The following is a 23615-nucleotide window of genomic DNA, read 5'->3' as shown; positions in this document are numbered from 1 at the left end:
CTAATCTTTCTCCATTGTATGGTAAAATGAAGCAAATGCCTACGATAAAATGATATGCTAGGAGTCCTATATGATACGAACGCTTGCCGTCACAACCGATTATGCTGTGATCCACGATCTCCCTCTTGAGGAATTATCAGCCCCCTCGATTCGGTGGTACTGGGTTGATTTCTATAATCCAGATGAAAAAGAAGCCTTAAACCTGAAGGATCATTTCCACTTCCATCCCCTTACTATCGAGGACTGCTTTCATTTCATGCAACGACCGAAAGTAGATCACTATCAAGACGTTCATTTCTTCGTCATGCACGCCATTGATCCTAAGACGCTGGATGCGGAAGAAGTGGATATGTATCTCGGCAGCAACTATATCGTCACCTTCCATTTACATGAATCCCGAGAAATAGAAGATGCTTGGGCCCGAGTGTCCCAGCAAGAAAGTCTGCGAAATCAGGGGCAAATCCATGCCGCGTATTTAGTTCTAGATAATCTCGTCGATCAGTACTTCCCAAGTGTCTATCAAATTGAGGATCTGCTCGATGATATGGAAAATAAAATAAATGCCGAAGCCATTGATGCGTTGATGAACCAGGTTTTTGAAATTCGTTCTCAGCTGTTGAAATTACGTCGTACCATCGTCCCGATGCGTGACCTGCTGTATCGAATCATTAGTTCGGATCGCATTGAACAGGTGCGTGAGCACCTCGTGTTTTTCACGGATATTCACGATCATCTGCTCAAACTCTCTGAAATGGTGGACTCGAACCGTGAGATTACAGCGGATATTCGGGATAGTTATATCTCGCTCAACTCGAATCGAATGAACACGATTATGAAGACATTGACGGTCATTACGACGATTTTCATGCCACTGACGTTTATCGCTGGGCTGTATGGGATGAATTTTGCTTACATGCCTGAACTCGAATGGCATTGGGGATATTTCGACATACTCGCTATCATGCTTGGCATTGGTATAGGCATGTTCGCCTGGTTCCAGAAGAAGGGCTGGTTTAAATGAGGATGGGAAATGAACCGATTAACTTCGCTATCGATGATTATACGAATCATTTTCTGGCTGCTTATCCCGTGCACTGTGAATTTCGGACAATTCCGCTGGGGCAGGAGCAGCAGTTACTGCATTCGCATAACGGATACGAGATCTATCTGGTTTTACAAGGTACGGGCACTTATATCGTTGGTGATCGCTTGTATCCGCTTCATGCAGGCAGCCTTACGATCATTCATCCGAATGTCATTCATCGGCCATTTCATGGACATTGCAAAGAATTTCCTCGTTATGTCCTTTCTATTGATGAGTCCTATTTAGATCAACTGCACACCATTTGCAAACTGTCAGATTTATCCATTCCTCGGCTTCTAGCCGAGCGTCATCCGGATTCTAGTCACTATTTCTTGAGTACGCAGCAATTGGATCGTGTGCAGACCATCTTCACCGAGCTGACGAATTGTTTAACAGTGCGTGATCGAAGCTATGAATTGGCTGTGTTGAAGCATATAGCCGACCTTTTCCTTTTTTCTTTTGGATTACAAAATGAGAACACGACAACGCTAACTACCGGCGACCAGTATCTCGTTGGTGATGTGCTTTCCTATTTGATTGCACATTATCAGGAGCCATTACACATTGAAGATCTCGTGACACGTTTCCCGGTCTCAAGATCACAGCTTTTTACGTTGTTTAAAGAGACAACTGGAACGACGATTAAACAATTCTTGATTGAATATCGGCTGAATAAAGCGAAGCGATTGTTGATGGAGACCGATATAGCTATCTCGGAAGTCTCAGCTGCCGTTGGGTTTGGCGACATGTCGCATTTCTTCCACGTGTTCAAAAAGGAAACCAGCCTCACGCCAAAGCAGTACCGGGTTGAGGCTTTTAGACGAAACATCAAATCTAACTAGTTATAAATAACCGAACATGCAACATGCCTCCGATGAAATATTGACGCCTCCTTCAACCAGTTACGATCACCCTTCCTGCCAAATAACTGGGTTTAATGAAGCTAAATTGGCTCGATTCCGCTCGAATTAGGAAATAACTGGATTTCCTGCAGTTAAATTCGGCCAAATGCTTCAATTTCGCCCGATTCGGCTAGATTACCTACATATAATCCATCTAAATTGAAATTAGTGGCAACTCCGGCGAAATTAACAGCCTATTTTCCAGTTAAAATTGCGAACATGCAGAAAAAGAAGTGCAGGAAAGCATTCCTGCACCTCTTATACACTCCCGCTTACTGCACGCTTTCAAGCAAATTCTGCGGCAACTGTACGCGATTATTCCGATAAAAGTCCCATGTCTTCCCTGGTGCTATCGGCACAGTGATCGACATCTGCTCCTCCTGAGCACCTCTTGTAGCTGTCACAGAATTGGACTCGAGCTGAACATCAACCGCAGATAGCGTGCCTCCAACCTCGCCAAGTGATAATGCGAAGATCCATACGGCTTTTTGAATCGCATGGAAATCAAAAGCCCTCTCCTCGCCCGCATAGATGACATAATCCAAATGAAGCTCATCATCACTGCGTTCGACTGCAACCTCGAGTGCTCCGTAGTCCGACTCCTCCAGAACAGCTTCAACCCGCAGCTGCGTATCTCCTCCGAGCATCGTCGTCAGACTTTTCCCTTCCACAACAGTTGGAAGTTCAAGCTCTTCCAATTCCCCGCCGAGCAGCAACCGAATGCGCAAATCATTCGCCTGGAACTTGCCGTTAATGACATCTAGATCTTGATGCCAAGCGCCATTATCTGTCGCCAAATTGAAGCCGAATAGCACCTGTTTGCGTGACTGCACGCCCGTATAAATAGCAGAGCAGAAGTCCTTCCCATCTTTCAGAAATTGCAGCTGCACGAACACTTTCTTCCCACCAACATCCACGAAGCCCAACAAGTTGCGACGCTGATTCCACATACTGCCGATCGTATAGCTTCCAAGTGAAAGCTTCTCATTTTGATACGTCGTCGCATAATTCTGAAAGCCCGCTTCCGCTGCCATCATCGTTGGCTCCATGAAATACCTCTCCGCATTGGAGCTAAAATAAGCATGATACTTCTCTGGACATTGTATGCCCATCGATTCTTTGTTGAGCGCATTTCCCAGGAAATGCTTCTCTCGCTCTGTCATCAATGTGTAATAGGTCCGACTATATGGACCGCTCCATTCCCCAGTTGCTGGGTGGAAATGCTTCGCAATCATCTCCCACGCAATGTCTAACAATTGCTCAGCAAGAACTACGGCCGTAGTGGTGAACGATTCTTGATAGATGCTATCCAATTCCTCAATCGCAATTGGCGAATAACAAGGACTGTTATACTCGGTAAAAGTGCCGATCCCTGACGTAAACACATGAAATCGCTTCAGCCGTTGCTCACCATAGCTGCGAATCTCGTTATCGCCCAACAGCTCACCGCCAACCAGCGTGACAAAAGCCCCCATAATCGCAATGTTCGTATAATGCGGCCCCACATCTCGTCGGATGATTGCTTGGCAAGCGTGATAGATCGCTTCACGAATTTGTTCGATTAATGCCTCAGGAAGAGATTCTGCATAATTTTTCAAAATAAGAACCAATTTCTTCCCTTGAAAATCTGCCATGTTCCAGTCTGGGCGATCCATTTCATCCAGCGATTCTTCATAAAAGTAGGGCCAAATGCCATAAGTAGCTCGCGATGCATCCTTATCTTGCCGCTCCAGCACAACTTCAAGGATATCAGCCGCTCGTTGACTATTCGCCTGACCGCCATAGCGCAAAAGATCATAGGCATAACACGTTGATGGATACAGTTCGTACACCATTGGATGCGTCTCCGGCTTAAGTGCCGTATGATACGTCGACATGAGCGGGGTTCGAATTAACTTAACAGCTTGATCAAACTTTAATTCCTTCGCTCGAATAACCTCCAAAAGCTCCTCACTACTCATAACTTACTTCTCCTCTCGCAATACCTCAGCAAATAGCATCAACACTAGACCTTGTCCATATAACGTTGGATACGTTGAAATATCATCTTGGTAGGCCTGAATGGTTGGCATCACTGGCGTCCCGCCAGATACCCCCCTCACGATGCCTTCCTCCGTAATATAGGGCACAATCGAAGTAACCACTTGCTCCACAGCGGCAGCTGTTTCTTCTAGAGGAGGGATTAATCCAAGGTCCATGCCTTTCAAAAGGCCATAAGCAATTCCAGCACTGCCCGACACTTCCCGATAAAAATGAGGTTGATCCATAACCGTGCTCCAAAGTCCGTCTTCCTGCTGATACGCAAGCAGCCCCGACATTAGGCGTCCGTATCGATCCTTAAGCTCATCCGGGATGGTAACAAGCTGATCAATCTCCTTCACGATCATCGGAATACCTGCAGCAATCCAAGCATTCGCTCTCGTCCATCGCGCCGCTGACATATGATTACCTGATCCGCAGTTCCAACCGTGGAAAAGAACATTCGTCTCTTCATCCTGCAGCAATCGAAGGTGGATTAGCACCTGCTTCAATGCTTCCTCCGCATAAATCTTATTGCCTACCAACGACGCTGTGCGCGCCAGAAATAGTACGGCCATAAAAATCGTATCCGCCCACACCTGTTCAGCGAACGCCACATTTTCCGTCACCGTATGCTCAAAGGCATCTTCGCGAGTTCGTGGTGTATCCTTAATCAGCCACTCCGCTACCCGATTCGCTTCATCTCGGAACCAAGCATCATCCGTAATCCGGTATAAAGCTGGGAAAATAGCATAAGGTGCGATCGAATTGATTACCTTCGTGCCTTTCGCTTTTTCACTATTGTGCTTCACCCACTCCTGCAAATAAGCCAATACTTCAGGTTTACCAGTTGCTTCATAATACTCCAGCATGGCAATCACACCTACACCAGGCACCCAGTCCCAGTGATGAATGTCCATTCCCCATTCGCCAGAATGATCCTTTATCATTTCTTTCCATACCTTATTAGCGTGATTTGCATACGTCGAATTCATTATTTAGGCAGCTCCTTTGTATAAAAAGATTACCTAAAGAGTAGCATCATTCGCACGTGTCTTGCTTGGGCTTCCGTCCCAAAAACATGGGGAATCGTCCAGAAGAATACATGGGATTTTCACAAAACTTTTCCAACCTCTCATTAACCGTTATACTATATGGATACAATTGGAAACTGGAGGTACATGACAATGGCTTGGTCCGAAATGCATTTGGTACCCAATGAATACAATGATGAAATGAAGAAAATTGATGAATCGCTTCTGCAACTGCTAACGGAGCGCAAATCCATTGCAAAAGGCAGACGATATTACCCGCAAAAGGAAGTCCTCCAAGAATGGTCAACGCGATTCGGTATTGAAATTCCACAAATCAACTGGCTTCTTAACAGTCTGAATGAGCATTACCCTGTCATGCCGAATGAACCAGGTGATCTAGAGCACGTCGTACCCATCATGAAGAAAACCGTCGTCGGTGACTTTTCCTATACATTGACACATACCATGCAACATCAACACAGCAGTATTGTCTATGTTGAAATCAAGCTCATTCAACTGGACGGGCATTTTGGCAACTTCCGACCACAACTCCAGCTTGATGTAATAGGTCCTGAACTCTATCGTGTCATGAGAAATGGCTCAAGGGGCGGCGGCGGACAAACCCAAATAACCTACCTTGTCACACCGCGTTTACCTGACAACTTAGAGGGCTTACATTTTGCCTTAATTCCGTATGCCAGCCCGATGGAGTCTCCGCCTAAAGAGATCATTTTGGATCAGGAAGTTCAATTTGATTAATTTGAGGAAAAAAGATTCATGCGGCCAGTACTCCCCCGTATCCATAACGCTCTGATAGCAAAAAAAACCCATGCATTGGGCTTTTTTCTATTTCATCTAAGTACGCAAGGAAAATGGCTACAAGCTAGGACACTTCTTCTATGTTAGTAATCGCCACTGTAATCGTAAGTGCTGCAAGATAAAGGGCTAGAGGTGTGCGTCTGCGCTTTGCGCGTTTTTTACTCAAACTTCATCCCTCCTGATTGTAAAGTCTCTATAGGAAGATTTAACCAATCAGGAGGGATATGAATCAGCTTCTTGGTTGTTTTCCAACCAGCAAATGTAGCTCATCATCACTATTTAATACCCGAATGCATGAAGCTTTCTACAAACTGACGCTGAAAGACGAAAAATGCCGTTAATAGCGGCAGGATGACCAACACGGTAGCCGCCGTTACCGTCCCCCATTGCGCGCCTGTTTCAAACGATTGGGCAAAAATCGCAATTCCGACCGTGAGCGGCCTTGTTTCGATAGAGTTTGTGATGATGAGTGGCCACATGAAATCGTTCCAGTGCGCGCTGACGGAAATTAAGCCAAACGCGATATAGGTCGATTTAGCTGAAGGCAGATATACGTGCCAAAGCGTTTGCCACCAACGACAGCCATCCATCCTCGCAGCTTCGTCTAAATCGATTGGGATTTGCTTAAACGTTTGCCTAAGCAAGAAAACACTGAACGAGGACGCCCAATACGGCAGCATGATCGCCAGCTTCGTGTCAACCAGGCCCAATTCTTTCATAATCGTGTAATTCGGAAAAATGAGAATGTCAGGCGGTATCATGATTTGGACAAGAAAGAGCATGAACATAACGCCTCGACCTACGAAATTTAATCTGGCAAAAGCGTACGCCGCAAGCGTAGCTGTAATCAGTTGTACAGCCAGCACACCAAGTACAATGATGATCGTATTGGAATAATAGCGAAGAAAGGAGATAGTTTCCCAAGCTGTCTTGTAGTTTTGGAAGGTGGGATGCTGAACCGAAAAGGGGTTTACACGGGTAATGACTTCACTAGACGGCGTAAACGAAGTAAAGACAGCCCACACGAGCGGTACAGCAAAAGCAATCGCCAGCAGCGCGATGACCAAACGATTAGTGACCCTTACGACCATGATGCTGACTCCTTTCTAGTAATGGATGCGTTTATCCAGAAATGCATAATTAAAGATTGAAATACTGAGTAAGATCACGAGCAGCACGACGGTAAGGACCGACGCTTTTCCCATATCCCAAAAGCTGAAAGCCGTCTCATAAATATGATATAACAGCAAATTACTTGCGTTATTGGGACCGCCTTTCGTCATAATGTACAGGTGATCTACCAATTTAAACGAATTCGTCGTCGCGATTACCATCACGAAAAGTGTTGTCGGCATTAAGAGTGGAAATGTCAGCTTACGGAAAGTTTGAAAAGGGCGTGCCCCCTCCATTTCCGCAGCTTCGTACACTTCTTTCGCTAAATTTTGCAAGCCAGCCAAATAAAAAATCATAAAAAAGCCGGCCTCCTTCCAGATCACCATCAACATCATCGAAAAGAGAACCCAATGCGGATCTCCTAGCCAATGCTGGGTCGGTATGCCAAACACATTTAAAAACTTATCGAGCAACCCATAGCTTGGTGTATAGATAAACAGCCATATATTGGCGATCGCAATCATCGGAATGACCGTCGGATAGAAAAAAAGTGCACGCAGCAAGCCTGTGCCTCTAAGCTTATTATTAACCCATACGGCTACGTACATGGCTAGTAAAATACTTACCGGAACCGTGCCTATGGCAAGCAGCACATTATTTTTCAACACCTTCAAGAAAATATCGTCTTGAAAGACATGCACATATTGATCCAACCCGACAAACGTTTTGTCGGTGAAATCGGAGCTGTAAAAGCTCCAGTAGATTGATTTTAAGATGGGGTAAAACGTAAATAAGCCTAAAAATAAGAGTGAGGGTATGAGCAATGCATAGGCGAAACCATTTTCTCTCCAGTTGATCTTCCTTTTTGTTCGAAGTGACGGTTGCATCAAGGAAATTCCCTCTTTCTCATAGGTCGTGAAAGCCTGAGGAAGGGAAGCGCAGGCCACTAACTTGGAGTTAACCTCCGTTAGCCGAACGCTTCCCTGCCGTTTTACGTCATCTTGCTGCTATTTTTGAAAGCTTTTCAGAATGTCATCCGCTTGCTGCTGGGATTTATCCAATGCTTCTTTCGGCGTCATCGTTCCTAGCAAGGCTGCTTGGATATTATCGTTAAATAGCTTCGTTACTTGACCGTTTTGGTATGTTGAAAGCTCACTGTCAGCATATTGGAGCTGATCTCTAGCAACAGCCGCTTGTGGGAAATCCTTAATGTAGTTTTTCAGCTTGTCTGTCTCATAAGCGGCCTTCGTCGTGCCTACATAGCCGGTATCGATTGACCATTGCGCTACACGATCTGGCTGTGTTAAGAATTGAATGAATTTAACGGATGCAGCTTTGCGGTCATCTGGAATGTTTTTGAACACATACAGATTGCCGCCGCCTGTCGGGGAACCATACTTTTTGTTGGCAGGTAGGAACGCTACACCAAAGTTGAATTTCGCATCGGTTTTGACTTTGGTCAGATTTCCTGTTGTATGATACATCATAGCCGTTTTCCCGCTAATGAAATCGGATGGCACGGTTGCCCACTCAAGTGTACCTTCTGGCATAACTTTATCCTTGCGACCTAAATCCGTGTAAAATTGCAGAGCTTCCTGCACTTCCGGCTTATTGAAGAACACTTGCTTGCCGTCAGCTGAAACAATATTGGTGCCCGTTTGAAGGGATAGTGCTTGCGTCATCCAATACTGATAACCAGTGCTAGGGATTTCAAGGCCCCATTGCGATTTGTCACTGGTCGTGAGCTTAGCTGCATATTCCTTCAGTTCCGTCCAATTCTTAGGCGCCTTCTCCGGATCTAGACCTGCTTTTTTAAATAAATCCTTGTTGTAGTACAGCACGATTGTACTGCGTTGGAATGGTACGCTCCATACCGTATCCCCGGACTTGGTGTTCCCCATGAACGCTTCATAGAAGCCGTTAAAATACTCTTTGGAGAAGCGAGGTGTCAAATCTTCAATGGCCTTCATAGAAATTAAGCTGTACAAATCAGTTGATAGCAGCACCGCTACGTCAGGTGAATTACCACCCTGTACAGCTGTTGCAACCTTGGTCATTGTATCTTGATAGCTGCCCCCATATACGGGTTTTACCGTAATCGTTGGGTTTTCTTTGTGGAAATCGTCAGCCAGCTGGTCAATCAGCTTTGTTATAGGACCACCAACCGCTACAGGGAAGTAAAATTGTAGTTCAACTGGCTTCGTGTTCGCTGTAGCTTCAGTGCTTGCCGAAGGTGTTGTCGGTGCTGCAGCAGTCTTGGTATCTGTGTTGCTCTCACCCTTCGCGCAAGCTGTTGCTACCATAGTTACCAGTAATAATGATACGAGTGCTTTTTTCATTGTTTTTCCTCCTAAAGGTGATTAAATGTAATTTCACTCAGCTCATGCAAAATATAATCAGGTTCAATGCCTGTCCTTACGATATCGTTCTTAGTGTCAGCACCAGTCAGCACCAGTGCGGTGTACATATCGTTTGAATTCCCGAATTGAATATCGGTGGATAGCCGATCGCCAACCATTAAGCATTGTGATGGCAAAATATGCAGTTGGTCGAAGGCCTTTTGCGCATAGTACGCGGACGGCTTGCCGATCACATGGACGGTTTTCTGAAGGCTGGCTGTTTCCAGTGCTTTGACGAGCGACCATGTATCCGGGATCACACCATCATCGATCGGACAAAAGGGATCTGGATTAGCAGCGATTAGCTTAGCCCCGTTTCGCAGGGCATTCACGCCCGCTGTCAGCTTTTCAAATGTAAACTGCCTGTCCAATCCGACAAGTACATGTGTTGCAAGCAGCGGATTCTCCGTCGTCTTTACTCGATTACGCGCCAATTCTTGCTCCATAGCCGCTTCACCGATCATCAGTACAGTGGCATTCGGCTCACGTTCTTGAAAAAACTTCCCTGCCACACATAAGGCCGTAAGTACTTCATCCACCTCGCAGGGAACGCCTAATTCGCTAAGCCGCTGATGCACGCTTTCCTTAGTCCGAATCGTTGTATTCGTAACGAACATCACCGATTTGTCTTGCTCACGCAGCCAGTTCACGGTGCTCAATACACCCGGCAAAAGCTTACTGCCCGAATAAATGGTACCGTCCAAATCGAATAAATAGCCTTTGAATTCATGCAACTCCTTACTGCTTTTCCTTGAATGTGCTCGCTGAAAATGCTGGGTAGTAATCTTGTCATCGATTCCACGTTCAGGAAATCTAGATGTATCTGCCACAGTACTGCCTCACTTTCAATAAAAATAACCCTTATCCAAAAAACACGAAAACAAGCCAATTCAGAGTATGACAAGCATGCTCCTGCTTATTTTCACATTTTCCTGGACAAGGGTTTTCTCCTGGTCTCGACCCGATGTTTCAGTTCGTGTGATATTCATAGTTTTACTATAGATGATAATTGTTAGCGGAAAATTATCGTAATTTAGTCATTTTGTAAACTTAGTGTCCGTTCCACATGCTTGGATCTCCAATGGAAATGTAATCAGCACCACTATCTAGCGCTTCTACAATTTCTTTTTCGTATCGAATAAGACCTCCGACGATCAACGGTTGTTTGATGGTGCTTTTCAATTCTTTGATCACTCTCGGCATTAAGCCTGGCATGAGCTCAACTTCGTCCGGCTGTGTACTGTTGATCATTCGTACTGCTGTTTGTAGTGCAGCTGTATCAATAATAAAAATACGCTGTATGCTTTTGATGCCAGCTTGTCTAGCTGCTGCAACCGCATTGGACTTGGTCGTAACAATACCGTCCACTTTAAACTTTTCGGCCAAATACCCTACCGCATGTGCATCCCGGCCAAGGCCGCCCACCATTTCAAGATGGACATATACTTGTTTTCCTGCTTGGTGAAGCTGACCCATAATGGTTTCCAAATTACCAATATGACCTGTCATTAGATTAACTCGGGTCACATCACTTTCAAGTACTTTCGCGAGCTGATCGTCTTTGGTTACCGATGCTATAATTGGGTACTTCTTCAACATGCTCCCCCACCCCCACTTTAACCTTAACAAACTTTTGTTTGCTAAGGATTAACATCCCCTCCGCCAATCCTTTCTTGGAGGAGATGCTAACCATGCCATTAGTTAGAAAAGTTTAGAGCTTGCAGCATGCGGCTTAGCATCACTGCACTTTCTGCACGAGTGCCGGTACTCAGCGGAGAAAAGACATTTCCATCCCTGCCGTTAATAATCTTCAACGCAGACGCTGTTCGGATTGCATCCTTAGCCCACTCGGCGATATTCACTTCATCATTGAACGTGACCGAGCTACTTGGTTTCAATTCTGCGTTAAAGCCTGCGAATTGTAATGCTCGGTCAATCATAACAGTCATTTCCTGGCGCGAGATTGGTGCATCTGGTCGGAATGTGTGGTCTTCATAACCACTTACGAGTCCAGCATCTGCCGCAAGGCTGACTGCCGTTGCAAACCAATCCGTAGCCTTGACATCCTTAAAGCTTGTAACAGTCGCTTGTGAGGAAGATACGCCAAATGATCTCACCAGTAAAGCGGCAAACTCTGCTCGTGTTACTTGTCGATCAGGTACAAAGCTCGAAGCCCCTTCACCCTGAACGATCATTTTATTCGCCATGGATTCCACGATCTGTTTGGACCAATGATGTTCTAAATCACTGAAAGTCACTGGGTTAGCCAAAAGTAGATACGTGCTGTTCGTGCGGCTGTAAATGAGAGCATCATTGCCTTGAATCGAGAATGGAACTGGATGATACACGGTATTGCCTTTCGCATCTTGTTCTACACGTACAGCAGCCAATGCCTTTATGTCCGTTACAGCATCTAGCTTAATGGATCTAGCAATATACTGATGGAAGTTCGAAATTTCTTCATTCTTGCCTTCTTCAGTTCCTACTGTAAGTGTAAATTCAACAGCTTTCTTAACATCTTTTCCGTTTGCAGTAGCTTCTGCTGCAGCTTTTTCATTTAAGTTAATTTGAATAGTCAAGTTCAGCTTATCTTCTGAAATTCCCAGCTTCTTTGCCCAAGCTAGCAAATCTACAGCTGACAGATTTAGCTCGTAGGAACCAAGTTCAGTTTGAATAATTACGGTATGATTGCTTGCAGCCGACAACACGGCTTGAATGGCTGCTGGTGTCAGGATGGCAACAGCTTGATCCTTCTTCTCATTCAATGGCACGGTAACAATCAGCTTTTTGTCCGTTCCCGATTGTTGAATGGCCGCTTGAATCAATGCATCTGTCACTTTGAACGCAGAATCCTTAATTTCCGTACCTCCACCTACGCTGCCACCATTTTGCTCACTGTCATCTGGTACACTTGGCTCACTTGGTCCATTCAGCGTGATTGGCTGTGTGTACAAGTCATACTTATTGCCATCATTCATCGTGTAGGCGTATCGTAACAACGCGTGCGCTATACCTGAACCTTTACCATTCGCTGTAACCTCATTGCCGTTTACTTCAAAGGAATTTTGCCCATCCAACATAACAATCTCAGGTGCAATGCTTGTTGTATCCCCTTTGTACGTTGTCACGCTGGCCTGAATCGGAATCGTTTCATTCTTCTTAAGCGTAAACTCCGATTTCTCCGGTTTAATCGCTGCCGCCATATCTGCAGCCCAGTTGGCATAGTCGGTCGTTAAGCCCCAAGCGCCATTTATGAAGAATCGATTAAACGCTGTACGATCATTGAGTGTCCAAGGTGAAATCAAGATGCCACGATGCTTAGCAGCCTCCATAAAGTTCTGCGAGATACCGCCGTAGCCATTATTGAACGTAGCATTCAAGGGCTGGATGGAGCTAAGTACCGTGCGCAGCATGCCTTTCACGTTGTTCCCGCCGGACAAGCTTGATAACAGGCCTGAAGGCATCGTCGGCATCAAACTGTTCATACGCGAGATCTGATTAGCAACGAACGACATGTTGTCGATATCAGCTTCGGCATTTTTAGATTGGACCAACTGAACGAAAGCATCAATAGCCGATGGTGTGGACGTCTTAATCTCGTTCATGATCATTTTGCCCCGTTGCTGAACGAGATCAATTTGTTCTTCCAATGTCGGAATTTTCACATTTGGATAGTCAGTCGGATGTGGCTTATTGGCATTGAGCGCCTTGATTTCGGCCAAAGTATAATTCTCAATATTGCCCGTGCCATTCGTCGTTCCAGATAATTCGCCATCATGATGAATGACGAGGTAGCCATCCTTGGAAATATAAACGTCATTTTCAATGAAATCTGCCCCATTATCCAGCGCCAAAATATTACTCTCAATCGTATTCTCTGGTGCAGCAGTCGGCAATCCGCGATGTCCAATAATATACGGTTTGCGTATCAAAGTCGTATTATTGTTGTACAAACTTAATGCATTGAAAGCCGCACTTGGCGTGCTCGTCACAATCCCGTTAACACCCGCTGTAATCAGCGTATGCAAGGCAAGATTATCCACATTAGCTGTCGAAGCATTTTTCGCCCATACCATGATCGTTCTCATTTGCAGATAGTTCGTATTTTCTCTTGTAGCAGCCTGCTGTGGAAGCACCGCAATATGTGCGAGGCTTGTATTGGTTATCTGACGAATTTCTAGCAGTTGATCGTTGTTCTCAATCGATTTACTGGTAAAATCCACGATTCCGCGTATGATTGGATACGCTAGTCTGGCCTTTTTAACCAAATCGCCATTGCTTGATATAACAAATACATCCTCGATACTATTCGCTTTCAAATAAGGCACCAAGGCATCTACCGTCTGCTCATCCTTGACATTGAAGGCAGCCATCGTTGAAGTTCCGAGCGTTGTTAGGATCGAATCCAACTCCCCAATCACGGTTTGACTGCTAGCATCAGTCACTTTAAGATCCTTGTTGACATGCAAGATGGCGGTAGCAGGTAAGGAAGTACCTGTCAGTTTGGATAAATCGTTGGCAGTTGCAATCTCCGTCACAACGGTGGAAGCCATCGCAATTTTCGTAGTAGGCTCCGTCACACTTACATATTTCTGAGTCGCGGATAAAGGCAGCGCATCCCGTTGTAAAGTAATGCGGATATTGTCTACCCTCATTTTGCTGCCGTTGGATTGTAAACCAATTCTTCCTTTTGCATACAAACCTGCATTGTCCGTATCCACGACAACCTTGTCGTTTATGATCTCCATCACACGATTGTCAAATGCCTTGACCGTATAATGGTACAGTTTGCTAGCGTCTATGGCTTCCGTAAAAGCACCCGTATCCATGACGTTCCAGGCATTAGCTGTCGTTCTTTCAGCAAATTCCACACCATTGGCAGCTTTAGCATCTTTTCTGACCGCCATTTGATAATACGGATAATCATTGTTTTGAATGCGATACATGATGGAATGCCATCTAGCATTATCGTTCGCTTGCAAATGCGTCACATCAGCTTCGATTTTATAATTGCCAAATGCCCCTAGGAAGTCTGGCAAAAGTACTCGCGACGGATTATCCGGTGATGCTGCCGCATCCAATTCAAATCCTCCCGCTTTAACAACAGCTTTGCTCGCTGTCGTTCCTTCTTTGCGTGTCCAGCCTGCGGGAAGTGTTCCTTCCGTTAGCTGATCAAAATTTTCTTCATAAAGCACATACTCACTATCCGTTGCTTCTTTCGCTACAACAAGTATAGAAATGGAGACACCGTCTTTTTGAGCAGTTAGGGTGTACACACCTTTCTGGAGAACGCTCAGGCTGGTACTGTTCACAACAACGGACGGGCTGCTTGTTGCCCAGGTCAAATCGCTGCCTGTCACTGTACCTGACGTAAAATCACTAAAATCAGCTTTAAACACGATTGCATTTAAGGGTACCGGTTGATTCACTGTAGCTAAAAAGTAACCTTCATCGTGCTTGAAGGAATTTACTTTCGCTGGTACCGTACTCGGTGTTACGGTTACTTCTTGCAAGTACTCAGCCGTATCGTAAATCACCCTGACCGTTGCGCTCCCCGCCTTAATTGGATATAGCGCATTATTCGAAACCTTGATGATCGACTCATCCGAGGAGTAGTACTTGAATGGTTTGTTTGAAATAGTTTCACTAATACCATCCGAGTAATACACACTGCCGGTAACGCTTATCGGTCCGCTCAACGCTTCCATCGTGTTAGGTAGAACGAGATCAAGCCTATCTGCCGTTATTCGCGTTACCTTCAGGTTGTCGAACGAAACCTTACTTGAATCCGCTTGGAATCCAACTTTCCCTTTCTCCATTACCACTGTTGTAGGAAGCGTAGTGTCGGTTACCATCGTGTAGCTTGGATCTGACTTTGCTTTCATATACTCCTTGACGTTATTGCCAAAAACCCGAACCTTCATTGAATAATCAGAGTTTAATGTTAGTGCTTTCCAACTACCGGAGATTGGTGTTGTTGCAGTCCAATTTCCATCAGGTTGGCGATAAGCAAATTCATAAGTACCATTTTGACGAATGGCCATTTGATTGTAAGGATATTTCCCTGTAGAAGGTACTCTAACCATTAGTGCTGCCCATCTTAAGTTATTAGCCACTGACTCGAATTTTATATCCGCTTCCACCGTATAGTTGTCCCATTGTACTGGAGCAACCACTCGCGCTTGTTTACCCGAGGTATTTCCATTGAACGTCATTCGTCCATTGCCATATGTATCCTGCACGACTGTAAACGGCGGGCTTCCCGCATTCACATCAGAAATCCATCCGTAAGGAATTGTGCCCGTTGGGTTCGCATCGAAATTTTCCTGCAGCAGCACAGGATTCACCAGATCTGTCACTGGATTGCTGTCCACGAGGTTGATCACCCCAAAACCAGAAGTATCATTCCAAAATGAGCTCGATTGATATGCACTCCAGTAACTGTTTCTTTGCTGTGCAGCATCCGCCCCATAACGATCTGTTACCCCAATTTCCAAGCCCAGCCTCTTCGTCAGCACTGGATCCATCTTCAACATATCCCATGGTACAGCAGTTTCTAAAGACCAACCCGAAGCGGTTTTCTTTATGGCACGCAAAATCTTGTTCTGATCCTTGCTGCTTTGTCCATTTGTTGCGGCTCCGTAATGAAACTCAGGAGAAGTAGAATCTGCTTGATACACAAAACCGAGTTGTAAATCATCTGCTGCATAAGGGGCAGACTGGTGCATCGTTGGATCTAGGAAGAAATTAATGTTATCCTGTTCAAACCAATTCCCCGAACCTGCTGCCATTAGACTCTCATCATCTGCCTTAACCCCAATGTACAGGTACTTATTGTCCCAGAGCATACCGAATTTGCTATCTTTAAACGTTCCATCGCCTGTTTGTTTCGTTAACCTTTGATTAATTGTCCAAAGTGACTCATCCAAATCCCCGTCAATCACCGGAGCATTAACCGTCTTCCTCACATCGAGTGAATTTCTTACATCTCCCGCAGCCTGAGCCTCTTGGACATTCATTAGACCAATTGGTGCTAAGCTAGTAACTAATGTAGCGACTAGTAGACTATTCAAAACCTTTTTATATCGCTTCATAGAATCAACCCTTTCTTGGAAAATGGATGAATACATATACGTGTTAAAACAGCAGAATGCTACTCACAATCTTCTTGAAATCCTCCTATCTGTTTTGGAGAACACAAAAAACCCTTCACGCATACAAATGACCTCTGCTAGCTTCCACTAGCCGTTCATTTGCTGCATGAAGGGTTTTCTCCGCGTCTCTACCCTTGCCCTATTTAGTTGTCCTATAGTCATTCTAGCGAATGAGTGTTATTGAAGTGTTATATGTGGAATAAGAAATTGTAAAATATCATGCTACTTCAGGAAGCCAAGATCTTCAAAACTTTTTTTGTAAACATTACTATCGTTTCCATTTTTGTAATAATCAAGTTAGCTGGTGGAGATACTTAATAAGGTATAAGAATTTTATCTTAACAGCATTGGAAAGCGTAACTTAAGCCAAGACGAGGGGATACACAGAGCATGTCGTTATTTCAACGGCTTAGCCGAAAGCAATTTAAAAGTGGAAACACGCAACAAAACAAGGCAGCCACCCTCAATGATCAAGGTCAAACTCATGCTGACATATCCTTAATGAGCGATGTACAGCTTGAGAAGCGGCTGGACTGGATTCATCAACAGTTAACCAGCTGTTCCGATGTGGTTTATCATACATTCGTTGCAGGTCCTGATCAAAAGTGCGCATTGGTCTATTTGAGTGGCATGATTGATCTGAAAACGATTCAAGAGGAAATTCTGAATTGTATCTTATCTCTACATGCGCAGGACGCGAACCAATTCCGTATTCAAATCTTCGATCAGAAGCAGTTATCTGTTACTGAACAAAAAGAGATAACTACCATGCAACAAGGAGTAACGGCTATTCTAGATGGACATGCCCTGCTGCTTGTCGAGGGTGAACAGAGAATGATCGATTTCTCAATCACTTCTTACAAGTCAAGATCAATCGATGATGCACCGAATGAAGCCGTGTTACGAGGACCAAGAGAAGCCTTTATAGAAAACCTGGATATCAATCTGACCCTGATCCGAAGACGACTGAAAACTCCTGATTTAAAGATGGAAACGATGCTCATTGGAACCCTGACGCAAACCCGAGTGGTAATTGCATATGTTCATGGAATATGCAAACAAGAGCTGATAGAAGAAGTGAGAAGGCGACTGTCGGGTATTGAAATCGATAGCATCCTTGGAAGCAGTTATGTAGAGGATTTTATAGAGGATTGTCCATTTTCACCTTTCCCTCAGTTGCAATATTCCGAACGTCCGGATACGGTTACAGCTTCCTTAACGGAGGGACGAGTAGCCATCCTGGTGGATGGCACACCAATAGCTTTGCTTGCACCGACTACTTTATTTATGCTGATGCAGTCCGCAGAGGACTACTATCAAAGGTATGTCGCAGCGACATGGATCCGCTGGATCCGTTACATCTTTGTCATGGTTTCTTTGTTCTTGCCCTCCTTTTATATCGCAGTCACGACATTTCATCCAGAGATGATCCCAGCAAGGCTGCTTACCACGGTAACGTCATCACGGGAAGTTGTACCCTTTCCTGCACTGATAGAGGCATTAATCATGGAAGTCTCCTTTGAAGCATTAAGGGAAGCAGCGGTGCGAATCCCCAAAGCGATCGGTCAAGCGGTGTCCATTATCGGGGCGCTCATTATCGGCACTGCTGCTGTAGAAGCTGGGATTGTATCGGCATCGATGGTCATTATTGTTTCATTGACAGGTATTTCCTCCTTTATTAACCCGCACTTCGATCTAGGTTTGGCCTTGCGGTTATTACGGTTTCCAATCATGATTTTGGCTGGTTTTTTTGGCCTATTCGGAGTAACCTGCGGGATCCTTCTTATCTACATTCATCTAGTCAATTTGCGTTCTTTTGGTACGCCATATCTATATCCAATCATTCCTTTGGAGATAAGTGGTCTTAAGGACACCTTAATTAGGGTACCTTGGTGGTTGATGAAGAAACGCCCCTTAAGTACTGCAACAAATTCTTCAAGACAGCGGGTAGTATCCCGTAAATGGGCACATGGAATGGAGGAGGAAGAGGATTAAATATATTTGTGGTTTGCTGCCCCTGCTGTTGCTTACCGGGTGTTGGTCATCCGTTGAATTAAATGATCGTGCTTTTGTGCGAATGGTGGTTTTGGACAAAACCAAATCAGGTCTCGAGCTTTCCCTTGATTTTACGTTGCCCAGTCGATTGATTCCCGGATCGGCGGGAGGAGGAGGAGGGGAGCAGACTGGTAAACCATACACATACATTTCCAATACTGGAAATGATATTAGTGATGCTTTTCGTAAAATCCAATCAGATTTGTCACGGAAAATCAGCTTCGGACAAACTCGCGTGATTGTTATTGGCAGACAATTAGCCGAAGAGGGATTTGAATCAATCCTAGATTTCTTCGCCCGTGAACCGACGATGCATATGAACGCCTACCTGTTTGTAACGCCCGGAAAAGCCAGGGACATTGAATCTACTTCAGCCATAATGGAGAGATTTCCCACTGATATTTTGGTGGGGTACGCCAATTCACATGTTACGGTAGATTCCACAATCAAGGATTTCCTTACTGGTGGTGATATTATTGTAGCTATGCTTAAATTTGGAAAGACAAAAATTGAAAGCGAAAAGGAAAAGGAACAATTATGGATGGGAACCAGTGGTGCGGCTATTTTTAAGCAAGGGAAGATGGTGGATACATTAAATACTGGTGAAATGCGGGGGGGATTGTGGATTCTTGGGAAAATGAAGGATGCAGAAATTTCGGTTTCTTCCCCGACCGACGGCAAAGATGTAAGCTTCATGGTCAAAAGGGCTCAAACTCATATCATCCCAAAAGTCAGAGAAGACCAGATCGAAATACTCATTCAATGTAAAGCCGAAGCTGAAGTGCTTTCGTCCAGTTCCAATATAAACTTGTTGGAAAGTAAACAATTAGAGAAACTTGGACAAAGTCTCGATATGGAAGTAAATAAACGAATGACAAGTGCGATCGACAAGACAAAAAAAGTACAATCGGATCCCTTCCGTTTTGGAGAATACATAGATTGGAATTATCCCGTGAAGTGGAACAGTATGAAGCCACGATGGCGGGATCTATACAGCAGCATCAAAATAGAGACGGAAACGAACATCACTATCAAGCAGATAGGTACTTATCTTAATCATGTACATGTTACAACAGATTCGCTAAATGAGGTGGCGCAATGATCGTCAGTTGTTTCCTGTACGTATGCATCGTATGTTACGAATGGCGCTATTTGACATATAAAAAACGCAAAAAGCGCACTTTCCAATATGTGCTTGGTACCGCAACCTTGCTATTTCTATGCTTTGAAGTCATCTATTATTTAAGGGAACAATGGACAATAGCTGAGAGTATTCAAATGATATTCGGACCCATAGAAAATATCATTCGAATGGAAAACTGAAAGGGAGGATAACACGATGGAGCGAGTATCCCAATCGCAGATTTATATGCTGTTCTCCCTTTTTCTTTTTACAACCACTCTAGGTTTCTTTACTAATACGCTTACCAGAAATGCCCACTTTATGTCATGGCTATCCTTAATTATTGGCGCTGCCGTGGGGCTTATGATTACTTATTTATCCTATAGGCTAGCAATCAGGAGACCAACTCAATTTTTAGGGAATTATGGCAAAGATATTTTAGGTTGGCTGCACTATCCTCTGATGGGTACGATGATTATCTGTTTCATAGTATCTGCAAGTACTGTTACAAGACAATTACAAGATTACATTGTTGTAGTTTACTTGCCTGGTACACCGGAATGGGCTGTTTCTGCACTGTTCGGAATTTGTCTTGCCTATTCCGTTCGTTCCGGAGTTGGAACAATTTTCCGCTGTTCACAAGGAATCTTTTTCTTGAGCATTATTGGGGTGCTGATTGTCCCCTTTTTTGTACATCACGAAATCATGTCTCCAATGGCGATAGCCTTAGTGAATCACTTAGATTGGAAGGGGGTATGGAACGGCGCCTATCTGATCACAGCTCTTTTTGCAGAAATGGCGTACATCCCCTTCTTGTTTCCATTTTTCACCAGTTCCAATAAAACGATGAAATCTCTGGGGTTGGCGACGGCTACATCCGTATTTATTGTGTTATCCAACCTGATTCCTATAATTCTCGTTTTCGGTCCCCATTTAGCTTCTAACTTGCCTTACCCTCAGCTTGAGCTGATACGAAATATCCAGGCCGGATCCGCACTCGAAAGTTTGGATCCTTTGCTATTCTCTGTCTGGTTAGCCAGTTTGTTTATCAAAGCTAGTTTGTTTATATATTTAGCTATTATCAGCTTAACGCAAACGCTCTCGTTAAAGGATCATAAGCCATTTTCCTTCTCCATGACGGCAATGGTGGTTGGTTGCGCCATCTATATGGTCAGGTCGAAGACCGAACTAGATGAATTGTTTGGAAACGGAGAATTCGCATTTCTCTTGATTTCGGAGCTAATTCCCGTTGTCTATTTAATCGTGGATTGGATCCGTTCTTCTAAATTGAAGCAGGAGAAAACCAGTTGAACAGTATGGATAGAAGGGCTCTAAAAAGATGTCCATAGCCTCAAAGCGACAACTAGACGCAATGTGGGAAGAAATAGTCTCGTTGATACATCATCACTTTATTTAAGGGGCTCTATTTCCTTCAATTATTTCCTCCTCTACATAAAAAAAGGAACCCAGCCAACGGGGCTGGGTTCTAAAAGTTTATATTAAAAAGGGGGTCTTGTTTATTATATTACCAAGTGAACATTATGGAACCATAACAGGAATATTTCATTTCTGTTACAAATTAGAAAACGCTTTATTTTCTAATTTGCTGTCTCCGCTCTATGCTCTCCGCACTGCACCGCTTCGCTCCTCCCTAACCTCACTTTCAAATTCTTCCCCATTTCCTGTTGCACGTTTCACCCAAGTGGCATATACTAAGTATATATTAATTAGAATAATTCTAAATAAGGAGGAACCCTATGAGCGTCGAGTATGACTATCATCATCTCCACCATGTGAAAGAACAAAGTAAGTCAAGAAAAACCCTGTGGGTCACCCTCATATTAACGGCATTTTTTACCCTGGTTGAAATTATCGGTGGGGTGCTTTCGAATTCCCTTGCTCTTTTATCCGATTCGGCTCATATGATTTCAGATGTCATTGCGCTTGGTCTGAGTATGGTTGCCATCCAATTAGCTACGCGCCAGCCCAATGCTCGCTTCACTTTTGGATTCCTGCGCTTTGAAATTGTTGCTTCTTTTCTCAACGGATTAGCGCTTTGCATCATCGCTTTGGGGATTTGTATTGAGGCCGTCCAACGTGTCCTCCACCCTCAACCCATACAATTGGGACTCATGCTAGGCATTGCCTCGATCGGGTTCGTCGTTAACCTCGTCCTTACGTTGGTTCTACATAACAGCGTCAAAGAGGAAGACAATCTGAATGTGCAAAGCGCACTCTGGCACTTTTTCGGAGATTTGCTTAGCTCGGTAGGTGTCATTATTTCAGCTATTGTTATTTATTACTCCGGTCTTCTCTGGTTCGATCCGTTGATTTCGATAGTGATTGGGGGCATTATTTTTACAGGTGGTAGCAAAATCATTCGAGAATCCTTCATGATCCTGATGGAATCCGTCCCTGAAAAGTTCGATCTAGACGAAATCCGCTCCGTGATCGCGAAGGTTGAAGGCGTAGAAGATGTCCACGAAATGCATCTCTGGGCGGTTTCGACTGACCATTATTCCCTGACAGCGCACGTGTTTATTAGTCCCAATATTCAGCCTTTTTGTGTCATCCTCGCTATTAATGAGACGTTAAAAAGCAAGTACGGCATCGAGCATGCCACGATTCAAATCGAACACGCGGACATTAATCCACACGGGGAATACGGAAAAGATTTCCTGCGGCAGCAAAAGCAGCTGAAACAACAAAACCACAACTCCTAACCTCCCGCTAACCAACTTGATGGAAGCCATCTTCCTAAAAATACAAACAAACCGTTAATCACCTCCCCCAGGTGACTAACGGTTTTATTCGTTATGCGTAGATTTACGCACAACCATCTCCATATCGATGAGCAGCTCATGGCCCTTCATCTGAGCCAGATACGAATCCAGCAGCATCGCGCTTTCCTCGTCTACTTCTTCCCCCATCTGCCGCATCAGGAAAGCCGCGACTAAACGCGTTTGCAGCTCGACTGGCATCTCGAAGCTCGTAATGGAAGGAATGCTCGCTTTCGCAAAATGCTCATTATCCATCCCTATAAGCTGTACTTCTTCAGGAACACGGATGCCTCGTGCATGGCATTCAGCAATTAGTTCCAGCGCTAACGCATCATTAAACGTGTATATGCCGATAGGTCGCAGTTCACCGCTCACACGCAGCGCCTCTTCCAAAGCTCCGGCCACACCCAACTCTCCTGCATCCAAAAGCGCATGCACGATCTTCTCCGATCGCTGTCCTAGCCCCGAGAGAAAACCCTCGATTCGCTGCTCATTCGCGCCCATTCCCTTACGTCTTCCCGCATAGAAAACAGCTCGGCAGCCATGCAACAGAAAATACTTAACTGCCTGGCTCGAGGCCTTGGCAAAATCCAAATTCACCGCTAGCTTCGTGATCTCATTCGGCCAACCCCACCCGTTAAAGATGACAAGCGGTGTTCCTTCACCCACTAATTGCTGCGTGGAATGCATGCTGATCGCCAAGCCATGTAGAACTAATCCGTCCACTCGTCGTTGCAGTAAATGCTCTATATGCCGCGTCTCAACATCAGGATCCATGCCTGCCGCTGAGAATACAGATAAATGATAGCCGTAACTGTGAAACCGCTGCTCCAGCTTCTCAGCAAATCTGCCATAATACCCGCCAAAATGCGGGAGAATTAGCCCTAACTCATTCGAGCGTCGCCGACTTAAATTCGTTGCCATGACGTTCCGGCGATAACCTAGTCGTACAACCGCTTCTTCTACTTTGCGGATAGTTTCCGGCGACATCGGAACCTTCCTACGGTTAATAACATTCGACACCGTCGCAATGGATACGCCAGCCTCAGAGGCAACATCGACGATGGTAGCTTGTTTATTTTTTTTCATCCTATGCCCTCATTCTTGAAACGCTTAAATTCATTGTAGCTAGA

16 protein-coding genes are annotated in these 23615 nt (G+C 44.7%); 7 read left to right on the top strand and 9 right to left on the bottom strand.

Annotated elements, in window-relative coordinates; genetic code table 11:
• The first annotated feature begins 70 nt into the window (after positions 1-70).
• A complete protein-coding gene (corA, locus tag ASL11_RS11610; RefSeq protein ID WP_056613662.1) occupies positions 71-1021 on the top strand; it encodes a magnesium/cobalt transporter CorA in 951 nt (316 codons plus the stop codon).
• The gene (locus tag ASL11_RS11605) at positions 1018-1926 is read left to right on the top strand and encodes an AraC family transcriptional regulator (RefSeq protein WP_056613660.1); all 909 of its coding nucleotides are present in this window, start codon (positions 1018-1020) and stop codon (positions 1924-1926) included. Before corA ends, ASL11_RS11605 begins: the two co-directional genes overlap by 4 nt.
• A 332-nt stretch (positions 1927-2258) precedes the next feature.
• Here ASL11_RS11605 and ASL11_RS11600 read toward each other — a convergent pair whose 3' ends face one another.
• Positions 2259-3947 (bottom strand): hypothetical protein, encoded by a 1689-nt coding sequence (locus ASL11_RS11600; RefSeq protein ID WP_056613659.1) that lies wholly within the window; start codon positions 3945-3947, stop codon positions 2259-2261.
• 3 nt (positions 3948-3950) lie between these two features.
• Entirely contained in the window at positions 3951-5000 is a 1050-nt protein-coding gene (locus ASL11_RS11595; protein ID WP_056613656.1) for a glycoside hydrolase family 88/105 protein, read from the bottom strand.
• A gap of 192 nt (positions 5001-5192) precedes the next feature.
• On the opposite strand from ASL11_RS11595, the gene ASL11_RS11590 reads away from it, so the two are divergent.
• A complete protein-coding gene (locus ASL11_RS11590) occupies positions 5193-5798 on the top strand; it encodes a hypothetical protein (protein WP_056613654.1) in 606 nt (201 codons plus the stop codon).
• 335 nt (positions 5799-6133) lie between these two features.
• Here ASL11_RS11590 and ASL11_RS11585 read toward each other — a convergent pair whose 3' ends face one another.
• From ASL11_RS11585 to ASL11_RS11560, 6 genes are all read right to left on the bottom strand, one after another.
• Positions 6134-6949, bottom strand: a complete 816-nt coding sequence (locus ASL11_RS11585; RefSeq protein ID WP_056613652.1) for a carbohydrate ABC transporter permease — start codon at positions 6947-6949, stop codon at positions 6134-6136.
• Positions 6950-6964: 15 nt separating this feature from the next.
• On the bottom strand, positions 6965-7858 hold the full coding sequence (locus ASL11_RS11580; RefSeq protein ID WP_056613802.1) for a carbohydrate ABC transporter permease: 894 nt from the start codon (positions 7856-7858) through the stop codon (positions 6965-6967).
• A 120-nt stretch (positions 7859-7978) separates the two neighbouring features.
• On the bottom strand, positions 7979-9310 hold the full coding sequence (locus ASL11_RS11575; RefSeq protein WP_056613650.1) for an ABC transporter substrate-binding protein: 1332 nt from the start codon (positions 9308-9310) through the stop codon (positions 7979-7981).
• 11 nt (positions 9311-9321) lie between these two features.
• Positions 9322-10200 carry an HAD-IIA family hydrolase gene (locus ASL11_RS11570; RefSeq protein WP_235550451.1) on the bottom strand — a complete coding sequence of 293 codons (879 nt, stop codon included), beginning with the start codon at positions 10198-10200 and terminating at the stop codon, positions 9322-9324.
• A 220-nt stretch (positions 10201-10420) separates the two neighbouring features.
• Entirely contained in the window at positions 10421-10969 is a 549-nt protein-coding gene (locus tag ASL11_RS11565) for a glycerol-3-phosphate responsive antiterminator (RefSeq protein ID WP_056613647.1), read from the bottom strand.
• A 98-nt stretch (positions 10970-11067) separates the two neighbouring features.
• The gene (locus tag ASL11_RS11560; RefSeq protein WP_056613646.1) at positions 11068-16464 is read right to left on the bottom strand and encodes a glycerophosphodiester phosphodiesterase family protein; all 5397 of its coding nucleotides are present in this window, start codon (positions 16462-16464) and stop codon (positions 11068-11070) included.
• A gap of 450 nt (positions 16465-16914) precedes the next feature.
• Between ASL11_RS11560 and ASL11_RS11555 the strand changes: the two genes are divergently transcribed.
• The 4 genes from ASL11_RS11555 (at position 16915) to ASL11_RS11535 (ending at position 22425) form a co-directional block, all read left to right on the top strand.
• Positions 16915-18519 (top strand): spore germination protein, encoded by a 1605-nt coding sequence (locus ASL11_RS11555; protein ID WP_056613644.1) that lies wholly within the window; start codon positions 16915-16917, stop codon positions 18517-18519.
• Entirely contained in the window at positions 18494-19681 is a 1188-nt protein-coding gene (locus tag ASL11_RS11550) for a Ger(x)C family spore germination protein (protein ID WP_063795546.1), read from the top strand. The genes ASL11_RS11555 and ASL11_RS11550 overlap by 26 nt, the downstream gene beginning before the upstream one ends.
• Positions 19682-19918: 237 nt before the next feature.
• On the top strand, positions 19919-21013 hold the full coding sequence (locus ASL11_RS11540; RefSeq protein WP_056613639.1) for a GerAB/ArcD/ProY family transporter: 1095 nt from the start codon (positions 19919-19921) through the stop codon (positions 21011-21013).
• 446 nt (positions 21014-21459) lie between these two features.
• Positions 21460-22425, top strand: coding sequence for a cation diffusion facilitator family transporter (locus ASL11_RS11535; RefSeq protein ID WP_056613637.1), 966 nt, complete (start codon positions 21460-21462; stop codon positions 22423-22425).
• Positions 22426-22509: 84 nt separating this feature from the next.
• Here ASL11_RS11535 and ASL11_RS11530 read toward each other — a convergent pair whose 3' ends face one another.
• Positions 22510-23571: a LacI family DNA-binding transcriptional regulator gene (locus ASL11_RS11530; RefSeq protein WP_056613635.1), complete on the bottom strand. Its 1062-nt coding sequence runs from the start codon at positions 23569-23571 to the stop codon at positions 22510-22512.
• Between the last annotated feature and the right edge of the window lie 44 nt (positions 23572-23615).

The organism is Paenibacillus sp. Soil750 (assembly GCF_001428045.1).
Taxonomy (GTDB): domain Bacteria; phylum Bacillota; class Bacilli; order Paenibacillales; family NBRC-103111; genus Paenibacillus_E; species Paenibacillus_E allorhizoplanae.
The sequence above is the reverse complement of the archived record's forward strand: the minus strand, read 5'-3'. Positions and strand labels throughout refer to the sequence as shown.

Coding starts and splice junctions, on each gene's coding strand:
- ASL11_RS11560 (WP_056613646.1), bottom strand. CDS start 16,464: ATGAAGCGATATAAAAAGGTTTTGAATAGTCTACTAGTCGCTACATTA.
- ASL11_RS11605 (WP_056613660.1), top strand. CDS start 1,018: ATGAGGATGGGAAATGAACCGATTAACTTCGCTATCGATGATTATACG.
- ASL11_RS11575 (WP_056613650.1), bottom strand. CDS start 9,310: ATGAAAAAAGCACTCGTATCATTATTACTGGTAACTATGGTAGCAACA.
- ASL11_RS11600 (WP_056613659.1), bottom strand. CDS start 3,947: ATGAGTAGTGAGGAGCTTTTGGAGGTTATTCGAGCGAAGGAATTAAAG.
- ASL11_RS11530 (WP_056613635.1), bottom strand. CDS start 23,571: ATGAAAAAAAATAAACAAGCTACCATCGTCGATGTTGCCTCTGAGGCT.
- ASL11_RS11535 (WP_056613637.1), top strand. CDS start 21,460: ATGAGCGTCGAGTATGACTATCATCATCTCCACCATGTGAAAGAACAA.
- ASL11_RS11565 (WP_056613647.1), bottom strand. CDS start 10,969: ATGTTGAAGAAGTACCCAATTATAGCATCGGTAACCAAAGACGATCAG.
- ASL11_RS11550 (WP_063795546.1), top strand. CDS start 18,494: ATGGAATGGAGGAGGAAGAGGATTAAATATATTTGTGGTTTGCTGCCC.
- ASL11_RS11580 (WP_056613802.1), bottom strand. CDS start 7,858: ATGCAACCGTCACTTCGAACAAAAAGGAAGATCAACTGGAGAGAAAAT.
- ASL11_RS11590 (WP_056613654.1), top strand. CDS start 5,193: ATGGCTTGGTCCGAAATGCATTTGGTACCCAATGAATACAATGATGAA.
- ASL11_RS11540 (WP_056613639.1), top strand. CDS start 19,919: ATGGAGCGAGTATCCCAATCGCAGATTTATATGCTGTTCTCCCTTTTT.
- ASL11_RS11555 (WP_056613644.1), top strand. CDS start 16,915: ATGTCGTTATTTCAACGGCTTAGCCGAAAGCAATTTAAAAGTGGAAAC.
- ASL11_RS11585 (WP_056613652.1), bottom strand. CDS start 6,949: ATGGTCGTAAGGGTCACTAATCGTTTGGTCATCGCGCTGCTGGCGATT.
- ASL11_RS11595 (WP_056613656.1), bottom strand. CDS start 5,000: ATGAATTCGACGTATGCAAATCACGCTAATAAGGTATGGAAAGAAATG.
- corA (WP_056613662.1), top strand. CDS start 71: ATGATACGAACGCTTGCCGTCACAACCGATTATGCTGTGATCCACGAT.